Here is a 15,584-nt window from a genome sequence, read left to right as displayed (position 1 = left end):
CGGAACCCTGACGATGACCGACAAGCTCACCGAAATCTGCGAAACCAAGCGCGCCGAAGTGACCGCCCGGATGGGGCTGGCCACCATCGCCGATCTGGATGCGGAAGCCGCCCGGCACGATGCCCCGCGCGGGTTCGAAACGGCGCTGCGCCGCGCGGCGGGCGACGGTTACGCGCTGATCGCCGAAATCAAGAAGGCTTCGCCGTCCAAGGGGCTGATCCGCCCAGATTTCCGGCCTGCCGAACATGCCGTTGCTTATCAGCACGGCGGAGCGACCTGCCTCTCTGTCCTCACCGATGCGCCCTATTTCCAGGGGCACGAAGATTTCCTGATGGATGCCCGCGCCGCCTGTTCGCTGCCGGTGATCCGCAAGGACTTCATGATCGATCCCTGGCAGGTCGCCGAAGCGCGCGCGATCGGGGCCGATGCGATTCTCATCATCGTCGCCGCTCTCGACGATGCGCAAATGGCCGAGATCGAAGCGGCGGCGCTCGAACGCGGCATGGACTGCCTCGTGGAAGTCCACAATGAAGCCGAGATGGAGCGGGCCGCGCGCCTCAAATCCCGGCTGATCGGAGTCAACAACCGTGATCTCAAGCGCTTCGTTACCGATATCGGCACGACCGAGCGGCTGGCCCCGCTGGCTCCCGAAGGCACGCTGCTGGTCAGCGAAAGCGGGATCAATTCCCACGCTGATCTGGTCCGCCTGTCCGCCTGCGGCGCGCGCACGTTCCTGGTCGGCGAAGGCCTGATGCGCGAAGCCGATGTCGAAGCTGCCACCCGCCGGCTGCTGACCGGGGCATGAGCGCGCCCGCCTCCCGCGCCCCGGATATCACCGTGGTCGAGCCGATCGACTGGCCGATTGCTGATGCCTGGGCGCTGATCGGTACCTTTGGTGCGCTCGGCCGCTGGCACCCGCTGGTGACCGCGTGCGAGGTGATCGGTGACGGCATCGGCAGCGAACGGCGGGTGACGCTGGGCGACTGGCACGCGGTGGAGCGTCTGGAAGCGCTCGATCCCGATGCCCACATGCTCGAATACCTGATGACCGATTGCGCCAGGACGATCCTCATCGGCGTGCGCGGCCGGATGAAGCTGGATGCGGCAGGCCCCGATCGCTGCACCTTCACTTGGACCGCCTGGCTGCCCAACCCAGCACCCGAAGGGCTCGAAGAGTTCCTGCGCGGCTATTATCCGCAGCGCATTGCCCACTTGCGCGCCGCGCTCGATGCCTCGGCCGAGAGTCGCCAGGCATGACGCCGTCCCTCACCCATATCGATGCGCAGGGCACTGCCCGCATGGTCGACGTTGGCGAAAAGGCGCAGACGCAGCGCGTGGCGGTGGCGAGCGGCCGGATCACGATGTCCGCCGCCGCGCTGGCCGCCGTGCGCGCCGGCGATGCCCCCAAGGGCGATGTGCTGGGCACGGCGCGCATCGCCGGCATCATGGGCGGCAAGCGCACCGCCGATCTCATCCCGATGTGCCACCCGCTGCCTATCGATGCGATCAACGTGGAATTTGCCTTCGAGGATGACGGCATCCGGGTTACCGCCACCGCCTCGCTGAACGGCAAGACCGGTGTGGAAATGGAAGCATTGACAGCAACTTCCATCGCCCTTTTGACAATTTATGACATGGCCAAGGCGCTCGACAAGGGCATGGTCATCAACCAGGTCCGGCTGATCGAAAAGCGCGGCGGCAAATCCGGCCACTGGCGCGCCGGAGACGCGGCCTGATGGCGCGATCGCCGCTGCTGGCGCTGGAGGAGGCGCAAGCCCGCCTGCTGGCGCTGGCCGCGCCGCTGCAGATCGAGCGGGTGGATGTCGACAGCGCGCTCGGCCGGTTCCTCGCCGAACCGCTGCTGGCGCGCCGGACCCAGCCTGCCGCCGACCTGTCTGCCATGGACGGCTATGCGGTAACCCGGCACGACATGGCAGGCCCATGGCGTGTGATCGGCGAAAGCGCCGCCGGCCACCCCTTTCCGCACAGCGTCGAACCCGGACAGGCGGTGCGCATATCAACCGGTGCGCTGATCCCGGAAGGCGCGGGCGCTGTGGTCCTCCAGGAAGACCTTTCGCGCGAGGACGAGACCGTCCGCCTGACCGGGACGCCGCCGGACCCCCCGCATCGCCATATCCGCCGCTGCGGGATGGACTTCTGCGCCGGTGACGCGGTGCTGGACGCCGGCACGCCGGTCGGCCCGGCCCAGATCGCGCTCGCGCTGTCGGCCGGACACCGCCACATCCCGGTGACGCGCCGGCCGACGCTGGCCATCGTCGATAGCGGGGACGAACTGGCCGTCGATCCGGAAAGCTGCGCCCGCCACCAGATCCCCGCCAGCAACGGGCCGATGCTCGATGCGCTGGTGCGCTCGCTGCCGGTCGACACGCGGCGGCTCGGCCCGGTCCCCGACCGGCTTGATACGCTGATCGCGGCGTTCGAGGCGGCGGCGGACGTCGATGTCATCGTCACCAGCGGCGGTGCTTCAGTGGGCGATCACGACCTTATCCGCCCCGCGCTTGAAGCCTGGGGCGCAACGCTCGGTTTCTGGCGGGTCGGCATCAAGCCGGGCAAGCCGATCCTTGTCGCCGAACGCGCGGTGGGCGGGCATCGGCAGCTTGTGGTGGGCCTGCCGGGCAACCCGGTGTCCGGCTTCGTCACCGGCTACCTGTTCCTGCTGCCGCTACTGCGCAAGCTGATGGGGGCGGCGCAACCGCTGCCGCGCACGATCGCCACCCGCGCCGCCGCGCCGATGCCGGCAACCGGCAGCCGCCGCGAATTTGTTCGTGCGGTCTGGGACGGGGACAGCGCCACCCCGGTCAACGTCCAGGACAGCGGCGCGCTGGCCGCGCTCTCGGCCAGCAATGCGCTGATCGATCGCCCGGCGCATGCCCCCGCCATCCTCGTCGGAGACCCGGTCAGGATATTCCTGCTTCAAAATGGCGGTATTGCTTGACCTTAGCTTGTTCGTTGCCTAATTGTTCTGGCAATGTTCGCTCCACATGGAACATGGCGGCGAACGGTACCAGGAAGGGCGGCGAAGATGTTGACGCGCAAGCAGCACGAATTGCTCCGGTTCATTCAGGTCCGGCTTGAAGACAGCGGCATCTCGCCCAGTTTCGAAGAGATGAAGGAAGCGCTCGATCTCAAGAGCAAGTCCGGCGTCCACCGGCTGATTTCGGCGCTGGAAGAACGCGGCTTCATCCGCCGCCTGCCCAACCGCGCGCGCGCACTCGAAGTGTTGCGCCAGCCCGAAGATGCGGACCCGCGGCCCGCGCCCGCCGTCGCCGCAACGGCCCCCGCCGCATTGCGTGCCCCTGCCGGTGCCCCGCCCGCCCCCGCGAACGACGTGATCGAACTGCCGCTCCACGGCCGCATCGCCGCCGGCGTCCCGATCGAAGCGCTGGAAGGCCAGTCCACTTTGCCCGTTCCCGCTGCGCTGCTTGGCTCGGGCGAACACTATGCGCTCGAAGTTTCCGGCGATTCGATGATCGAAGCGGGCATTCTGGACGGCGATTTCGCCCTCGTGAAACGCACCAGCACCGCCCGCGACGGCGAAATCGTCGTAGCGCTGGTGCGCGGCGAGGAAGCCACGCTAAAATACCTGCGCCGCGAAGACGGCATGATTCGTCTGGACCCCGCCAACGCCGCTTACGAACCGCAGTTCTACGGCGCTGACGAGGTGGAAGTTCAGGGCAAGCTGGCCGGTCTCCTGCGCCGCTACCACTGACGGGCGCGGGCCGCTGGTGCCAGGGCGCGATAGTGCTGCGGCGTCTCAGCGGACCTTGGCGATCGCCATCCCGTGCTGGCGCGCCGCGTCCTTGGTGGATTCCTCGGTGCGGTTGAGCGCCTTGGCGATCTCCTTCAGCCCCTTGCCTTTGGCGGCAAGGGCCTGAAGCTTTTGCAGCTCGTCGGACTTCCACGGCTGCTTGTGCTTGGCGACCTTGTCGCTCATCAGAACGGGACCTCGTCTTCGCTGACTTCGGCGGCTTTCACCGCTTTCTTCGCAGCAGGCTTCTTCGCCGCAGCCTTCTTCGGGGCGGCATCCTTCTTCACCGGAGCCTTCTTGGCCGGAGCCTTCTTCTTGCCCTTTGCCGGGCCCTTGGCCGCCTTCTCGTCGATCAGGCGGATCGCTTCCTCTGCGCTCAGGTCCTCGGGCTTGACCGCACGCGGGAGGGTGGCGTTCGTGGTGCCGTCAGTCACATAAGGGCCGAACCGGCCGGCCATGACCTTCATCTCCGCCCCGCTGGTGGGATGCGCGCCCAGCACCTTGATCGGCTCGGCCTTGGCCCGAGCCCCGCGCCCGCCGCCGTTTGCCGCCTCGGCCAGCAGCGATACCGCCGCGTTCATGCCGGTTTCGAACACGTCCGCGGTGGTGCGCAGCCGCGCATACTTGCCATCGTGCATGAGGTACGGGCCGTAACGCCCGATGTTCGATACGATTTCAAGCCCGGTTTCGGGGTGGACGCCAACCGCCCGGGGCAGGCCTAGCAGCTTGATCGCCCATTCCAGCGTCAGGTCCCCGATGTCCTTGGGGATCGACGCGCGCTTGGCATCCTTGCCTTCGCCCAGTTGCACGTAAGGGCCGAAACGCCCGGCCTTGCGGGTGATTTCCAGACCGGTGGCCGGGTCCTTGCCCAGTCCCTCGTCCTCGCTGCCCTCGCCATTCTCGCCGCCGGGCTGCGCGAACTTGCGGGTGTATTTGCACTCGGGATAGTTGGAACACGCCACGAACGCGCCATAGCGCCCGCCGCGCAGCGACAGCCGCCCCGCCTGGCACTTCGGGCAGACGCGCGGATCGGTGCCGTCGGCCTTGGCCGGAAATAGGTAATCAGACAGGAATTCGTCCAGCGCCTCGGTCACTTCCGAAGGCTTCTTCTCCATCACCTCGTCGGACTTGGGCTTGAAATCGCGCCAGAACGCCTCGAGCACTGCCTTCCAAGCCGCCCGCCCGCCGGAGACGTCATCCAGCTCGTCCTCCATCCCGGCGGTGAACTCGTAAGCCACATAGCGGTCGAAGAACCGTTCCAGAAACGATGTCAAAAGCCGCCCAGATTCTTCTGCAAAAAAACGATTTTTTTCCGTCCGCACATAGTTGCGGTCCTTCAGGACCTGGATCGTCGCGGCATACGTCGAAGGCCGGCCGATACCCAGCTCCTCCAGCCGCTTGACCAGACTCGCCTCGGAATAGCGCGGCGGCGGCTGGGTGAAGTGCTGCTCAGCCGTAACCGCCTTCTTGGCAGGCATGTCGCCCGCCTTCATCGCCGGCAGCAGGCCGCCGTCCTCTTCATCGCCCTTGTTATCCCGCCCTTCCTCATAGACCGCGAGGAAGCCGGGGAACTTCACCACCTGCCCGGTGGCGCGCAGTTCGTTGCGCCCGGTCGCATCGCGCAAAGTCACGGTCGTGCGCTCCAGCGCGGCAGAGGCCATCTGGCTGGCCATCGCCCGCTTGAACACCAGATCGTACAGCCGGGCCTCGTCGCCCGAGCCGAAGTGATCACGGCTGAACTCGGTCGGCCGGATCGCCTCGTGCGCTTCCTGCGCGTTCTTCGCTTTGGTTTCGTAGTGGCGGGGCTTTTCGGGCAGGTAGTGGCCCGAGAACCGCTCGGTGATCGCGACGCGACAGGCGGAGACGGCGCTGGGGTCCATCTGGACGCCGTCCGTGCGCATGTAGGTGATCGCCCCCGCCTCATACAGGGTCTGCGCCACGCGCATCGTCTGGCTGGCGGAAAAACCAAGCTTTCGCGCGGCTTCCTGCTGCAGGGTCGAGGTGGTGAACGGCGGTTGCGGGTTGCGGCGATGCGGCTTGGTCTCGACGCCTTCGACCCGGAACGCGCCCTGCTCCACCGCCGCCTTGGCGCGCATGGCCACGCCTTCCTCACCCAGGCTCAGCTTATCGAGCTTGGAGCCTTCGAAGGTGACGAGGCGGGCGGTGAAATCGGTACCGTCATGCGCCATCTGGGCGGCCACGGACCAGTATTCCTGCGGCCGGAACGCTTCGATCTCACGCTCGCGATCGACGATCAGGCGCAGCGCCACCGACTGCACCCGTCCGGCCGACTTGGCACCTGGGAGCTTGCGCCAGAGCACCGGCGACAGCGTAAAGCCGAACAGGTAATCGAGCGCGCGGCGCGCCAGATAGGCGTCGATCAGGTCCTGATCCAGCTCGCGCGGGGCCTGCATCGCCTTGGTCACCGTATCCTTGGTGATGGCGTTGAAGGTGACCCGCTGGACGTCCTTGGGCAGCGCCCGGCGCTTGCGCAGCAGTTCCTGCACATGCCACGAAATCGCCTCACCCTCGCGATCAGGGTCAGTGGCGAGGATCAGGCGATCGGCATCCTTGGCGGCATCGGCGATCGCCTTCACCTGGCGCTGCTTGTCGCCGTACAGCTCCCAGTCCATCGCGAAATCCTCGTCCGGGCGGACGGACCCGTCCTTGGGCGGCAGATCGCGCACGTGGCCATAGCTGGCGAGGACCTTGTAGTCCTTGCCCAGGTATTTCTCGATGGTCTTGGCCTTGGCCGGAGATTCGACGATGACGAGTTGCATTGGTGTAAAATCTGTCCTCTCGCGTGCACGCACGCATACACATACGCACAGGGTGGGCGGTAGCGGCGGATGGCGTCAAGAGGGATCGGCTCAGGCGAAGATCGTGCGCAATGGGCCCATGGAGCCGATCAACTGGCGATAGATGGCGACGGAAAGTACGGCCGAGACGGTCGTGACGAGATCGCCGACGCATTCGGTGATGACCGTCTGCGCGATCGATTCCGTGCCGAACAGGACGCCTCCCACAGCGCCAAGTGCCACTACGGCAAGAACCACTGCGAGGATTGCCAGGGTGTAGACCAGAACCAGCATCCAGCCGCATTTGCGCGTCGCTTCCCAGCTCGCGCCCAAGGCTTCGCGCGCGCGCAGGTTGCGGGTCAGGACGAGACAACCCGCCATCGACCAGCATGACATGAGGAACAGTCCGGGCACGATCAGCAAGACAAGCCCCAGCAGCACCCCCAGCCCGTTGAGGATCGATGAGCGGAAATAAGCGCCAAGCGTGCCTTCCTCCTCGATCAGGTTCTCCCCCCGTAGGATGTGGCGCAGTACGGCGAAAGTCACAAAGAACGCCGCGATGTTGGTGACCGATTGCGTGGCCCGATCGGTCGAGATCAGGACCAGTCCGACACCGGCCACGGCCAGACCGGCCGCCGCGCCCAGCACGATCCCCGCATAGCGGCCGAACAGTTCAATGAAATCCGTGATCAGCGGGCCGATCTCGATCTGCCGTGCGTTGTCTTCCATGCCCGTCCCCTTTGCTGCTGCCCTAGCCCGAAAGGCTTACCCTGCCCCCGGCATGGCGCACCACTCTGCCCGCCAGTTCCAGTTCCAGCAAGGCCAGTTGCACCGCCGCCGCGCCGCTGCCCGATTGGCGGATCAGTTCGTCCACCGATACCGGGGCGGTGGTGAGCAACGCGGCGATATCGGCCGGTTCGGCCTCCTCCATTTCCGCCGCATCCCAGAGCGGCGCTTCCTCGCGGAAGGTGGATCGCGGAACGCCGTCAAACCCGCACAGCAGTTCGATCACATCGGCCGGGCTCTGCACCAGCACGGCACCGTCACGGATCAACTGATTGCAGCCGTGCGAGCGCGGATCGAGCGGGCTGCCGGGGACCGCCATGACTTCGCGCCCCATCTCCCCCGCCAGCCTTGCGGTGATCAGCGATCCGGAGCGCGGCGCTGCCTCGACCACCAGCGTTCCGGCCGCCAGCCCGGCGATGATGCGGTTGCGCGCCGGGAAGTGGCGGGCCAGCGGCTCGGTTCCGGGGGGCTGTTCGGCGAACAGCAGGCCCTCCTGCGCCACGCGCTCCTGCAGGGCGGCGTGTTCGGGGGGATAGGCGATGTCGATCCCGCTGGCGATCACGCCGATCGTGCCGCCACCGCCCGCCAGCGCACCTTCGTGCGCCGCGCCGTCGATCCCCCGCGCCAGGCCCGAGACCACGGTGTAGCCCTCTGCCGCCAGTGCGTGCGCGAAATCGCGCGCCAGCCGCACCGCCGCTGCCGAGGCGTTGCGCGCGCCGACCATGGCGAGGCACGGCCGTACCGCCAGCGCCGGATCGCCCCGCATCGTCAGGATCGGCGGTGCGCCTTCCGCGCCGCGCAGCAGGGCCGGATAGTCTGCCGAATCGTGAAACAGGTAACGCGCGCCGGTCTTGCGCAGCGCCGCGATTTCATCGTGCACGCGGCCTTCGGCGGCGATCCGGTAAGGCTTGCCACCCCGCCCGGCCAGATCGGGCAGCGCATCGAGCGCGGCAATTGCGGTACCGAACCGGGCCAGCAACTGGCGGTACGATACCGGGCCGATGTTCGGCGAGCGCAGTAGGCGGATGCGGGCGAAGGCTTCCGCCTGCGAAAGGTCTGCCGCTGCCCCGCTGCCCATGAGCCGCTTCAGCCCTTGCCGCCGATGCGCGGCTCCGTACCGTTGCGCAGCCGGGCGATGTTTTCACGGTGCTTGAAGACGACCAGCGCCGCGAGGATGGTGAGCGCGACTGCTTCGATCGGCAGGCCAAAGGCGAAGGCGGCCAGCGGCGCGCCGATCGCCGCGCTCATCCCGCCGAGCGAGGATATCCGGCTGATCGCCAGCACGCCGATCCACAATACGGCGTAGACCAGCCCCACCGGCCAGGCGAGGCCAAAGCACACCCCCGCCAGCGTCGCCACGCCCTTGCCGCCGCGAAACTTGAGCCACACCGGGTAGCAGTGGCCGATCACCGCACCGAGCGCGCCATAGACGCCAAGGCCGGGCCAGATCGCATCTGCCAGCACCACCGCGACCAGGCCCTTGGCCAGATCGAGCAGCAGCGTGGCGGCGGCGAGCCCCTTGCGCCCGGTGCGCAGCACATTGGTGGCCCCGATATTGCCCGAGCCGATCGTGCGCAGATCGCCCGCGCCGGCGATCCGGGTAAGAATGATGCCGAAGGGCACGGAACCCAGCGCATAGCCGGCCATCAGGGCGAATATCCAGTCCATCGCCAAAGGCCTTAGCGGCTTCCTGCAGCGACGCGAAGCACGTTTACCGCCATCTCCGCGCCTTTCCTCGCCGATGATGGTTGCCCAAGCCCCGCCGCCCCCGCTAACGCAAGGACAGTTCAGGATTTCGAGCATGACCAGCGCCCCCGACCCCGCCCAAACCCTCGCTCACGCAGTCGATCCGGCGGCACCGATCCTGCTATTCGATTCGGGCGTGGGCGGGTTCACGGTGCTGGAGGAAGTGCGCAAGGTTCTGCCCGATGCCCCGATCCTCTATGCCGCCGACACCGCCGGGCTGCCCTATGGTGCCAAGACCGAGGCGCAGATCGCCGCGCGGGTTGCCGGGCTGCTGGGGCGGCTGACCGAACGCTATCGGCCCCGGTTGGTATGCATCGCCTGCAACACCGCCTCGACCATCGCGCTGGGCATGGTGCGCGAAGTGCTGGAGGTGCCTATCGTCGGCACCGTCCCGGCTATCAAGCCGGCAGCGGCGCTGACCCGTAGCGGCGTGATCGGCCTGCTCGGCACCGAGGCAACTATCCGCCAGGCCTATGTCGATCGGCTGGAGCACGAATTCGCCGCCGGCAAGCGCCTGCTGCGCCACGGCGCGCCCGAACTGGTGGAAGCGGCGGAGGCGAAGCTGCGCGGCCAACCGTTCGATGCCGGTGCCGTGGTCCGCGCCGCCGAAGCGCTGCGCTCGATGCCCGATGGTGACAGGATCGACACGGTGGTCCTCGCCTGCACCCACTTCCCGCTGCTGGAGCCGGAACTGGCGCAGGCATTCGGGCCCGATGTCCGCTTCGTCCACGGCGCGGCAGGGATCGCGCGCCAGATCGCCCGTCTCACAGCGGGACAGGAATATGCTCGCCAGAGCGATGACCTCGCGCTATTTACCGGGTCCGGGAACGCACCGGACGCCTACGCTAAAGCATTGCGGCGTTACGGTTTTGCAAAGGGCGAGGTGTTTTGACGCGACGGCTTAATCTGCTGCTGCTGGTCTTTATCGCGACAATCGGATTTCCGTTCTACTGGTACTTCCTGGACAACGGCCTCGGCACGGCACACCCGCGGCCGCTGACCATGGCGCAGTTGCGCGAACTGGCGGCATCGCTGCCGGGCGAACCGCCGCTGGAACTGCGACACGAAATGCTCGGCTATCGGCTGACGATGCGCAACCTGACCGAGGCCGGCGGTGGCGTCCGCGATACGCGCACCTCACTGCGCGCGTACCAGGTCAGGCTGACCGATGGCCGGACCATCGCCATCGGGCGCGGCATCGGTGCCAAGCGCGCCCGCAAGACCGATCTCCTCGGCTATGATCCCGACGCACAGCATCGGGTGGATGAAGCGGTCCGCCGTGCCAGCATCCACTTGCTGCTCTCCCCCGCCCCCGAAAGCGAGGGCGACCGGCCGGACGAACCGCGCGACGCCCCTTTCCCCCGGGCTATCGCGCCCGGCGTGGTGGTGATCCCGCTCGACGATGTCGCGCCCGGCATGGCGATGGTCTATCTGCGGATGGCCGATCAGCGCGAATTCCTGCTGACCGGCGATGTTGCGCCGGTACGGGCTAACTGGCGCGATCTGCGGCCCCCGGCGCGCTATGCGACCGCGACCGTGCACGATTTCAATCGTGATGCGCAGATCGGTTGGTTGATGACGATCAATGCACTGCACCGCGAAGCCCCCCACATGACCATCGTGGAAGGACGCGACCCCAGCGTGATTCCCCAGGCACCCAGAGGCTTTGCTCCGTAAAGGGGCTTTGCTCCGTAGTCATACCAATGACTAGTAGCTGGCAATGAAACGCCTGATACTGTAGAGGCCCCCCGACCGGTTCGGGCAAGGCGAGACGTTTGGATCAACCCGGCCCCATACGGGACAGGCAGCGCAGGACAGAGCCTTTCGTGAAGTACGACCAGATATTTGACCAGGCGATCGAGCGGCTTCATTCCGAAGGGCGCTACCGCGTATTCATCGACATCCTGCGCAACAAGGGTGCCTACCCTAACGCGCGCTGCTTCGCCGGCCATAACGGGCCGAAGCCGATCACGGTATGGTGCTCGAACGATTACCTGGCGATGGGCCAGCATCCCAAGGTGATCGAGGCGATGGAATCGGCGTTGCACGATGTCGGCGCGGGTTCGGGCGGCACCCGCAATATCGGCGGCAACACGCACTATCACCTCGAACTGGAACGCGAACTGGCCGATCTGCACGGCAAGGATGGCGCGCTGCTGTTCACCTCCGGGTATGTCTCGAACGACGCCACGCTGTCGACGCTGGCCAAGCTGCTGCCCGGCTGCATCATCTTCTCGGACGAACTCAACCACGCCTCGATGATTGCCGGCATCCGCAATTCGGGCTGCGACAAGCTGGTGTTCCGCCACAACGATCTCGACCATCTCGAAGAGCTGCTGGCGGCCGCAGACCCGGCGCTGCCCAAGCTCATCGCATTCGAATCGGTCTATTCGATGGACGGCGATGTCGCCCCGATCCATGCGATCTGCGACCTGGCGGACAAGTACAACGCGCTGACCTATATCGATGAAGTCCACGCGGTCGGCATGTACGGCCCGCGCGGCGGCGGCATCACCGATCGTGACGAAGCGGCCCACCGCATCGACATCATCGAAGGCACGCTGGGCAAGGCTTTCGGGGTGATGGGCGGGTACATCGCCGCCGACACCCGGATCATCGACTGCATCCGGTCCTATGCCCCCGGCTTCATCTTCACCACCTCGCTTTCGCCGGTGCTGGTCGCGGGCGTGCTCGCCTCGGTCAAGCACCTTAAGGCATCCAGCGTCGAACGTGAGGGCCAGCAGGCCTCCGCCGCCCTGCTCAAGCGCCTGTTCCGCGAGGCCGGGCTGCCGGTGATGGATTCGACCACGCATATCGTGCCGCTGATGGTGGGCGATCCGGTCAAGGCGAAGAAGATCAGCGACATTCTGCTCGCCGAATACGGTGCCTATGTGCAGCCGATCAACTTCCCCACCGTCCCGCGCGGGACCGAGCGTCTGCGTTTCACTCCCGGTCCCGCCCACACCGAAGAGATGATGCGCGACCTGACGCGCGCGCTGGTGGAAATCTGGGACCGGATGGAACTGCGGGTAGCCGCCTGACCGGCGCGAGGCGCTTGCCCGGCGGGCCATGTTGTGCGCAGGGATGAGGCGATGGCGCTCATCCTGTTCAACAAGCCCTACGACGTCCTGTCGCAGTTCACCGACGTCCGCTCGCCCAGCCCGCGCGCGACGTTATCCGACTATATCGACCGGCCCGGCGTCTACCCCGCCGGCCGGCTCGACCGGGACAGCGAAGGGCTCCTGCTCCTGACCGATGACGGGCGGCTGCAGGCGCGCATCGCCGATCCACGCTTCAAACTGCCGAAATGCTATCTTGTCCAGGTCGAAGGCGAGCCGGACGAGGCTGCGCTGGCGGCGCTGCGCAAGGGCGTCCGGTTGAACGACGGCCTGACACGCCCTGCCCGCGCCGAACGGATCGATCCGCCCGCGCTGTGGCCGCGCCAGCCGCCGGTGCGGTTCCGCAAGTCAGTGCCCGATTGCTGGGTGCGCCTGACGATCAGCGAAGGCCGCAACCGCCAGGTCCGGCGGATGACTGCCGCCATCGGCCACCCGACGCTGCGCCTGGTCCGCTGGAGCGTGGGCAACTGGACACTGGACGGGATCCCACCCGGCCAGTGGGACGAAATTTCACCGGCAACCGGCTGATCGGCGCAACCACCTTCGTCAGCTTCCGTTCATACGACAACGCGCCTTTGCAGGCTGAACTCGCGGGGATAGACACGCATGCTTCGCTGGTTTCGCAGCCGCTACCTGGACGTCCTGGGCAGCATCTACATCTATAACGAACATCGCGGCTATACCGCGCTCGATCGCGTGCTCGATGCCGTGCGCCGTCGGTCGCCGGACGATGCCCACCTGATCGGCCTGATCGCCCGCCATCGTGCCGACGAACGCAAGCATTACGTGATGTTCAAGCGCTGGTTTGAACGGCGCGGGACCATGCCGATGAAGCTTGACCGCACCTTCGGCCATATCGACCGGTTCATCGAGATCATGTTCCGCCGCACCATCGACCGCCTCGACACGCAGGCGGTGGTCGATCGCGACGATCTTTTCGAGCGCCTGTGCCGCGTCATCTCGCTGACCGAGCAGCGCGGGTATCGCCAGGTAGAAATCCTTCTGGGCAACGCCATGGTCCGGTCCGACAGCACGCTGACCCGCATCTTCGAGGTCATCCATCGCGACGAACCCAGCCACTGGGCCCCTTATGAAGGCTGGCTGCGCGATCACGGCCGGCGGCCTACCCGCTGGTGGGAGCGCGCGATCGACGGGTTCGTCCATTCCGAACTGCTGTTCCTGAAGCTGCCGTTCCTGTTCCTCAACCCGTGGATCGCCCGGCGCGAGGACTGGGCCGATGCCGGGGAAACCCAGCCTGCAGACCTGATGCCTGCGGCCTTTCCCGGCTGACCATGGCCAACGGGGGGGATGCAGAACCGGCCGCCGGCCTGCTGCGCCGGGTATGGAGCCGCCCGGTCGGCGCGATGCTGGCCCGCAACACCGTGGTCAGCACCTTTGCCTTCATCGTCGGTCTGGCCGTGCTGTGGGTGCTGGTTCACCTGGCGCGGGCCGACAAGGTGGTTTCAGCCGGGGTCAGCTTCGTCACCGCCAACACCCTGCACTATGCGCTGGGGCGGAGCTGGATCTTCGCCGGGACCCAGCGCGCGCTGCATACGGGGTATGCGCTGTTCCTCGTCAATTCGGGCATCGGGCTGGCAATCACGCTGGCGCTGTTCGCGCTGATGGTGGAAGGGGCGGGGGTGAATTACCTGGTGGCGCGGGTGCTGGTTTCGGTGGTGGCGGGGCTGGTCATGTTCCTCCTCAACGCCACGGTCAACTTCCGCCGCGTCTGAGCCGAACCGATCATGCGGATCGCGCTGTTTTCCGGCAATTACAACTACCTGCGCGAAGGTGCCAACATGGCGCTGAACCGGCTGGTGCGCTATCTGGAGGATAGCGGCTGCACGGTCCGGGTCTATTCGCCGGTCACCGCCACCCCGGCGTTCGAACCGGCGGGGACGCTGATCCCGGTCGCTTCCGTGCCCTTGCCGGTGCGCAGCGAGTTCCGGCTGGCGCTGGGCCTGCCCCGCGCGATCCGGCAGGACCTGCGCGCCTTCGCGCCCGACTTGGTGCACCTCTCCACGCCCGACATCCTCGGCACCCGCGCCCAGACCTTCGCGCTCGGCCTTGGCGTCCCGGTCGTCGCCAGCCAGCACACCCGGTTCGAGACGTACCTCGCCTACTACCGGCTGGAGGCCTTGCGGCCGCTGCTGGAAAGGCACCTGCGGCGCTTTTACCGCCGCTGCGACCACGTGCTGGTGCCGACCGCCGCGCTGGCCGAGGATATGGCGCACCTGCGGGGCGACCGCCGGGTTTCGGTGTGGAGCCGGGGCATCGACACGGCGCTGTTCCATCCCGGTCGCCGCGACATGGACTGGCGCCGCGCACTGGGGATCGCCGATGACGAGACGGTGGCGCTGTTCTTCGGGCGGCTGGTGCTGGAAAAGGGCATCGCCACGTATGTCGATACTGTCGCGCGGCTGACGCGGGCCGGGCACAAGGTTCGCGCGCTGGCGATCGGCGAAGGACCGGCGCGCGCGCTGTTCGCCGACCTGCCGGGCGCGGTGCTGACCGGCCACCTCGACGGCGAACCGCTGGCCCGCGCGGTGGCGAGCGCCGACCTGCTGATCCACCCCAGCACCACCGAAGCGTTCGGCAACGTGGTGACCGAGGCGATGGCCTGCGGGCTGGTCCCGGTCTGCGCCGAAGCGCAAAGCGCGCGGGCGATAGTGACGCCGAGCCACGACGGCCTGATCTGCCCGGCCGGCGACGCGGCAGCCTTCGCCGACGCCACCGCCGCGCTGATCACCGACCCGCCACGCCGCGCCGCCATGGCGCAGGCGGCACTGGCAACGAGCCGCCGCTACACCTGGGACGCCGCCTCGCACAGCGTGCTGGAAGCCTATCGTTCACTGCTGGCGCGCTGATACCAAGCCGGAATGATCATGCCCTACTCCTCCCCCTTGAGGGGGAGGTCGGGTGGGGGTGTACCGACGCCAAGGCAGACGCTCAGCTTCGCCTCGCTCCCCCGTCGGGGCCAGGGCAATCGCATAGGACGAGTTTACCCGCAGCTTCGTCATGCTGAACTTTGTTTCAGCATCCATGGCGCGGTTTGCCCCACCGTCGAATAGGGCATGGTCCCAGCGTCCAGCGCCTTTCAACGTCCCGGTCTGAGGCACGATGGACCCTGAAACAAGTTCAGGGTGACCAATACGGAAAGGCAATTTCCTATGCGATTGCCCCGCCGTCGGGGAGGGGAGATGAGTCACATTCAGCGTATGTCGGTATAAGCGTGTCGGAGCGGCGAAGTTTACAAAGGTTACACCGTGTAACTTTCGAAAATGGCGATTTATGATTTAAAATCAACGATTTGATAAGGTTTTGCGAAAGTTACACTTGTCGGTGGAAATTCACGTGATCGGGCGG

At 66.7% G+C, this 15,584-nt stretch carries 17 protein-coding genes; 12 read left to right on the top strand and 5 right to left on the bottom strand.

Going from position 1 to position 15,584, the window contains the following annotated elements:
- The first annotated feature begins 13 nt into the window (after positions 1-13).
- From trpC to lexA, 5 genes are all read left to right on the top strand, one after another.
- Positions 14-805 carry an indole-3-glycerol phosphate synthase TrpC gene (gene trpC, locus IE122_RS13715; protein ID WP_189621794.1) on the top strand — a complete coding sequence of 264 codons (792 nt, stop codon included), beginning with the start codon at positions 14-16 and terminating at the stop codon, positions 803-805.
- Entirely contained in the window at positions 802-1,257 is a 456-nt protein-coding gene (locus IE122_RS13710) for an SRPBCC family protein (RefSeq protein ID WP_189621739.1), read from the top strand. The genes trpC and IE122_RS13710 overlap by 4 nt, the downstream gene beginning before the upstream one ends.
- Positions 1,254-1,736 carry a cyclic pyranopterin monophosphate synthase MoaC gene (gene moaC / locus IE122_RS13705; protein WP_189621738.1) on the top strand — a complete coding sequence of 161 codons (483 nt, stop codon included), beginning with the start codon at positions 1,254-1,256 and terminating at the stop codon, positions 1,734-1,736. The genes IE122_RS13710 and moaC overlap by 4 nt, the downstream gene beginning before the upstream one ends.
- Complete coding sequence (locus IE122_RS13700; RefSeq protein ID WP_189621737.1) at positions 1,736-2,956, top strand: molybdopterin molybdotransferase MoeA; 1,221 nt, start codon at positions 1,736-1,738, stop codon at positions 2,954-2,956. The genes moaC and IE122_RS13700 overlap by 1 nt, the downstream gene beginning before the upstream one ends.
- 87 nt (positions 2,957-3,043) lie before the next feature.
- A complete protein-coding gene (gene lexA, locus IE122_RS13695) occupies positions 3,044-3,730 on the top strand; it encodes a transcriptional repressor LexA (protein WP_189621736.1) in 687 nt (228 codons plus the stop codon).
- A gap of 45 nt (positions 3,731-3,775) precedes the next feature.
- Here lexA and IE122_RS13690 read toward each other — a convergent pair whose 3' ends face one another.
- From IE122_RS13690 to plsY, 5 genes are all read right to left on the bottom strand, one after another.
- Complete coding sequence (locus IE122_RS13690; RefSeq protein WP_189621735.1) at positions 3,776-3,955, bottom strand: hypothetical protein; 180 nt, start codon at positions 3,953-3,955, stop codon at positions 3,776-3,778.
- The gene (topA, locus tag IE122_RS13685; protein ID WP_189621734.1) at positions 3,955-6,549 is read right to left on the bottom strand and encodes a type I DNA topoisomerase; all 2,595 of its coding nucleotides are present in this window, start codon (positions 6,547-6,549) and stop codon (positions 3,955-3,957) included. The genes IE122_RS13690 and topA overlap by 1 nt, the downstream gene beginning before the upstream one ends.
- 90 nt (positions 6,550-6,639) lie before the next feature.
- Positions 6,640-7,296 (bottom strand): hypothetical protein, encoded by a 657-nt coding sequence (locus IE122_RS13680; protein WP_189621733.1) that lies wholly within the window; start codon positions 7,294-7,296, stop codon positions 6,640-6,642.
- 22 nt (positions 7,297-7,318) lie between these two features.
- Positions 7,319-8,431, bottom strand: a complete 1,113-nt coding sequence (gene dprA / locus IE122_RS13675) for a DNA-processing protein DprA (RefSeq protein ID WP_189621732.1) — start codon at positions 8,429-8,431, stop codon at positions 7,319-7,321.
- Between the two features lie 8 nt (positions 8,432-8,439).
- Positions 8,440-9,021, bottom strand: a complete 582-nt coding sequence (gene plsY, locus IE122_RS13670) for a glycerol-3-phosphate 1-O-acyltransferase PlsY (protein ID WP_189621731.1) — start codon at positions 9,019-9,021, stop codon at positions 8,440-8,442.
- Between the two features lie 133 nt (positions 9,022-9,154).
- Here plsY and murI point away from each other — a divergent pair, with 133 nt between their 5' ends.
- The 7 genes from murI (at position 9,155) to IE122_RS13635 (ending at position 15,085) form a co-directional block, all read left to right on the top strand.
- The gene (gene murI / locus IE122_RS13665) at positions 9,155-9,991 is read left to right on the top strand and encodes a glutamate racemase (protein WP_189621730.1); all 837 of its coding nucleotides are present in this window, start codon (positions 9,155-9,157) and stop codon (positions 9,989-9,991) included.
- Complete coding sequence (locus tag IE122_RS13660) at positions 9,988-10,776, top strand: hypothetical protein (protein ID WP_189621729.1); 789 nt, start codon at positions 9,988-9,990, stop codon at positions 10,774-10,776. Before murI ends, IE122_RS13660 begins: the two co-directional genes overlap by 4 nt.
- A gap of 149 nt (positions 10,777-10,925) precedes the next feature.
- On the top strand, positions 10,926-12,140 hold the full coding sequence (hemA, locus tag IE122_RS13655; RefSeq protein WP_189621728.1) for a 5-aminolevulinate synthase: 1,215 nt from the start codon (positions 10,926-10,928) through the stop codon (positions 12,138-12,140).
- A gap of 51 nt (positions 12,141-12,191) precedes the next feature.
- Positions 12,192-12,746 (top strand): pseudouridine synthase, encoded by a 555-nt coding sequence (locus IE122_RS13650; RefSeq protein WP_189621727.1) that lies wholly within the window; start codon positions 12,192-12,194, stop codon positions 12,744-12,746.
- Between the two features lie 78 nt (positions 12,747-12,824).
- Positions 12,825-13,508, top strand: coding sequence for a ferritin-like domain-containing protein (locus IE122_RS13645; RefSeq protein WP_189621726.1), 684 nt, complete (start codon positions 12,825-12,827; stop codon positions 13,506-13,508).
- 2 nt (positions 13,509-13,510) lie between these two features.
- The gene (locus IE122_RS13640; RefSeq protein WP_189621725.1) at positions 13,511-13,951 is read left to right on the top strand and encodes a GtrA family protein; all 441 of its coding nucleotides are present in this window, start codon (positions 13,511-13,513) and stop codon (positions 13,949-13,951) included.
- Positions 13,952-13,963: 12 nt separating this feature from the next.
- Positions 13,964-15,085 carry a glycosyltransferase family 4 protein gene (locus IE122_RS13635; protein WP_189621724.1) on the top strand — a complete coding sequence of 374 codons (1,122 nt, stop codon included), beginning with the start codon at positions 13,964-13,966 and terminating at the stop codon, positions 15,083-15,085.
- The last annotated feature ends 499 nt before the right edge of the window (positions 15,086-15,584 follow it).

Source organism: Novosphingobium colocasiae (assembly GCF_014652555.1).
Lineage (GTDB): Bacteria > Pseudomonadota > Alphaproteobacteria > Sphingomonadales > Sphingomonadaceae > Novosphingobium > Novosphingobium colocasiae.
The sequence above is the reverse complement of the archived record's forward strand: the minus strand, read 5'-3'. Positions and strand labels throughout refer to the sequence as shown.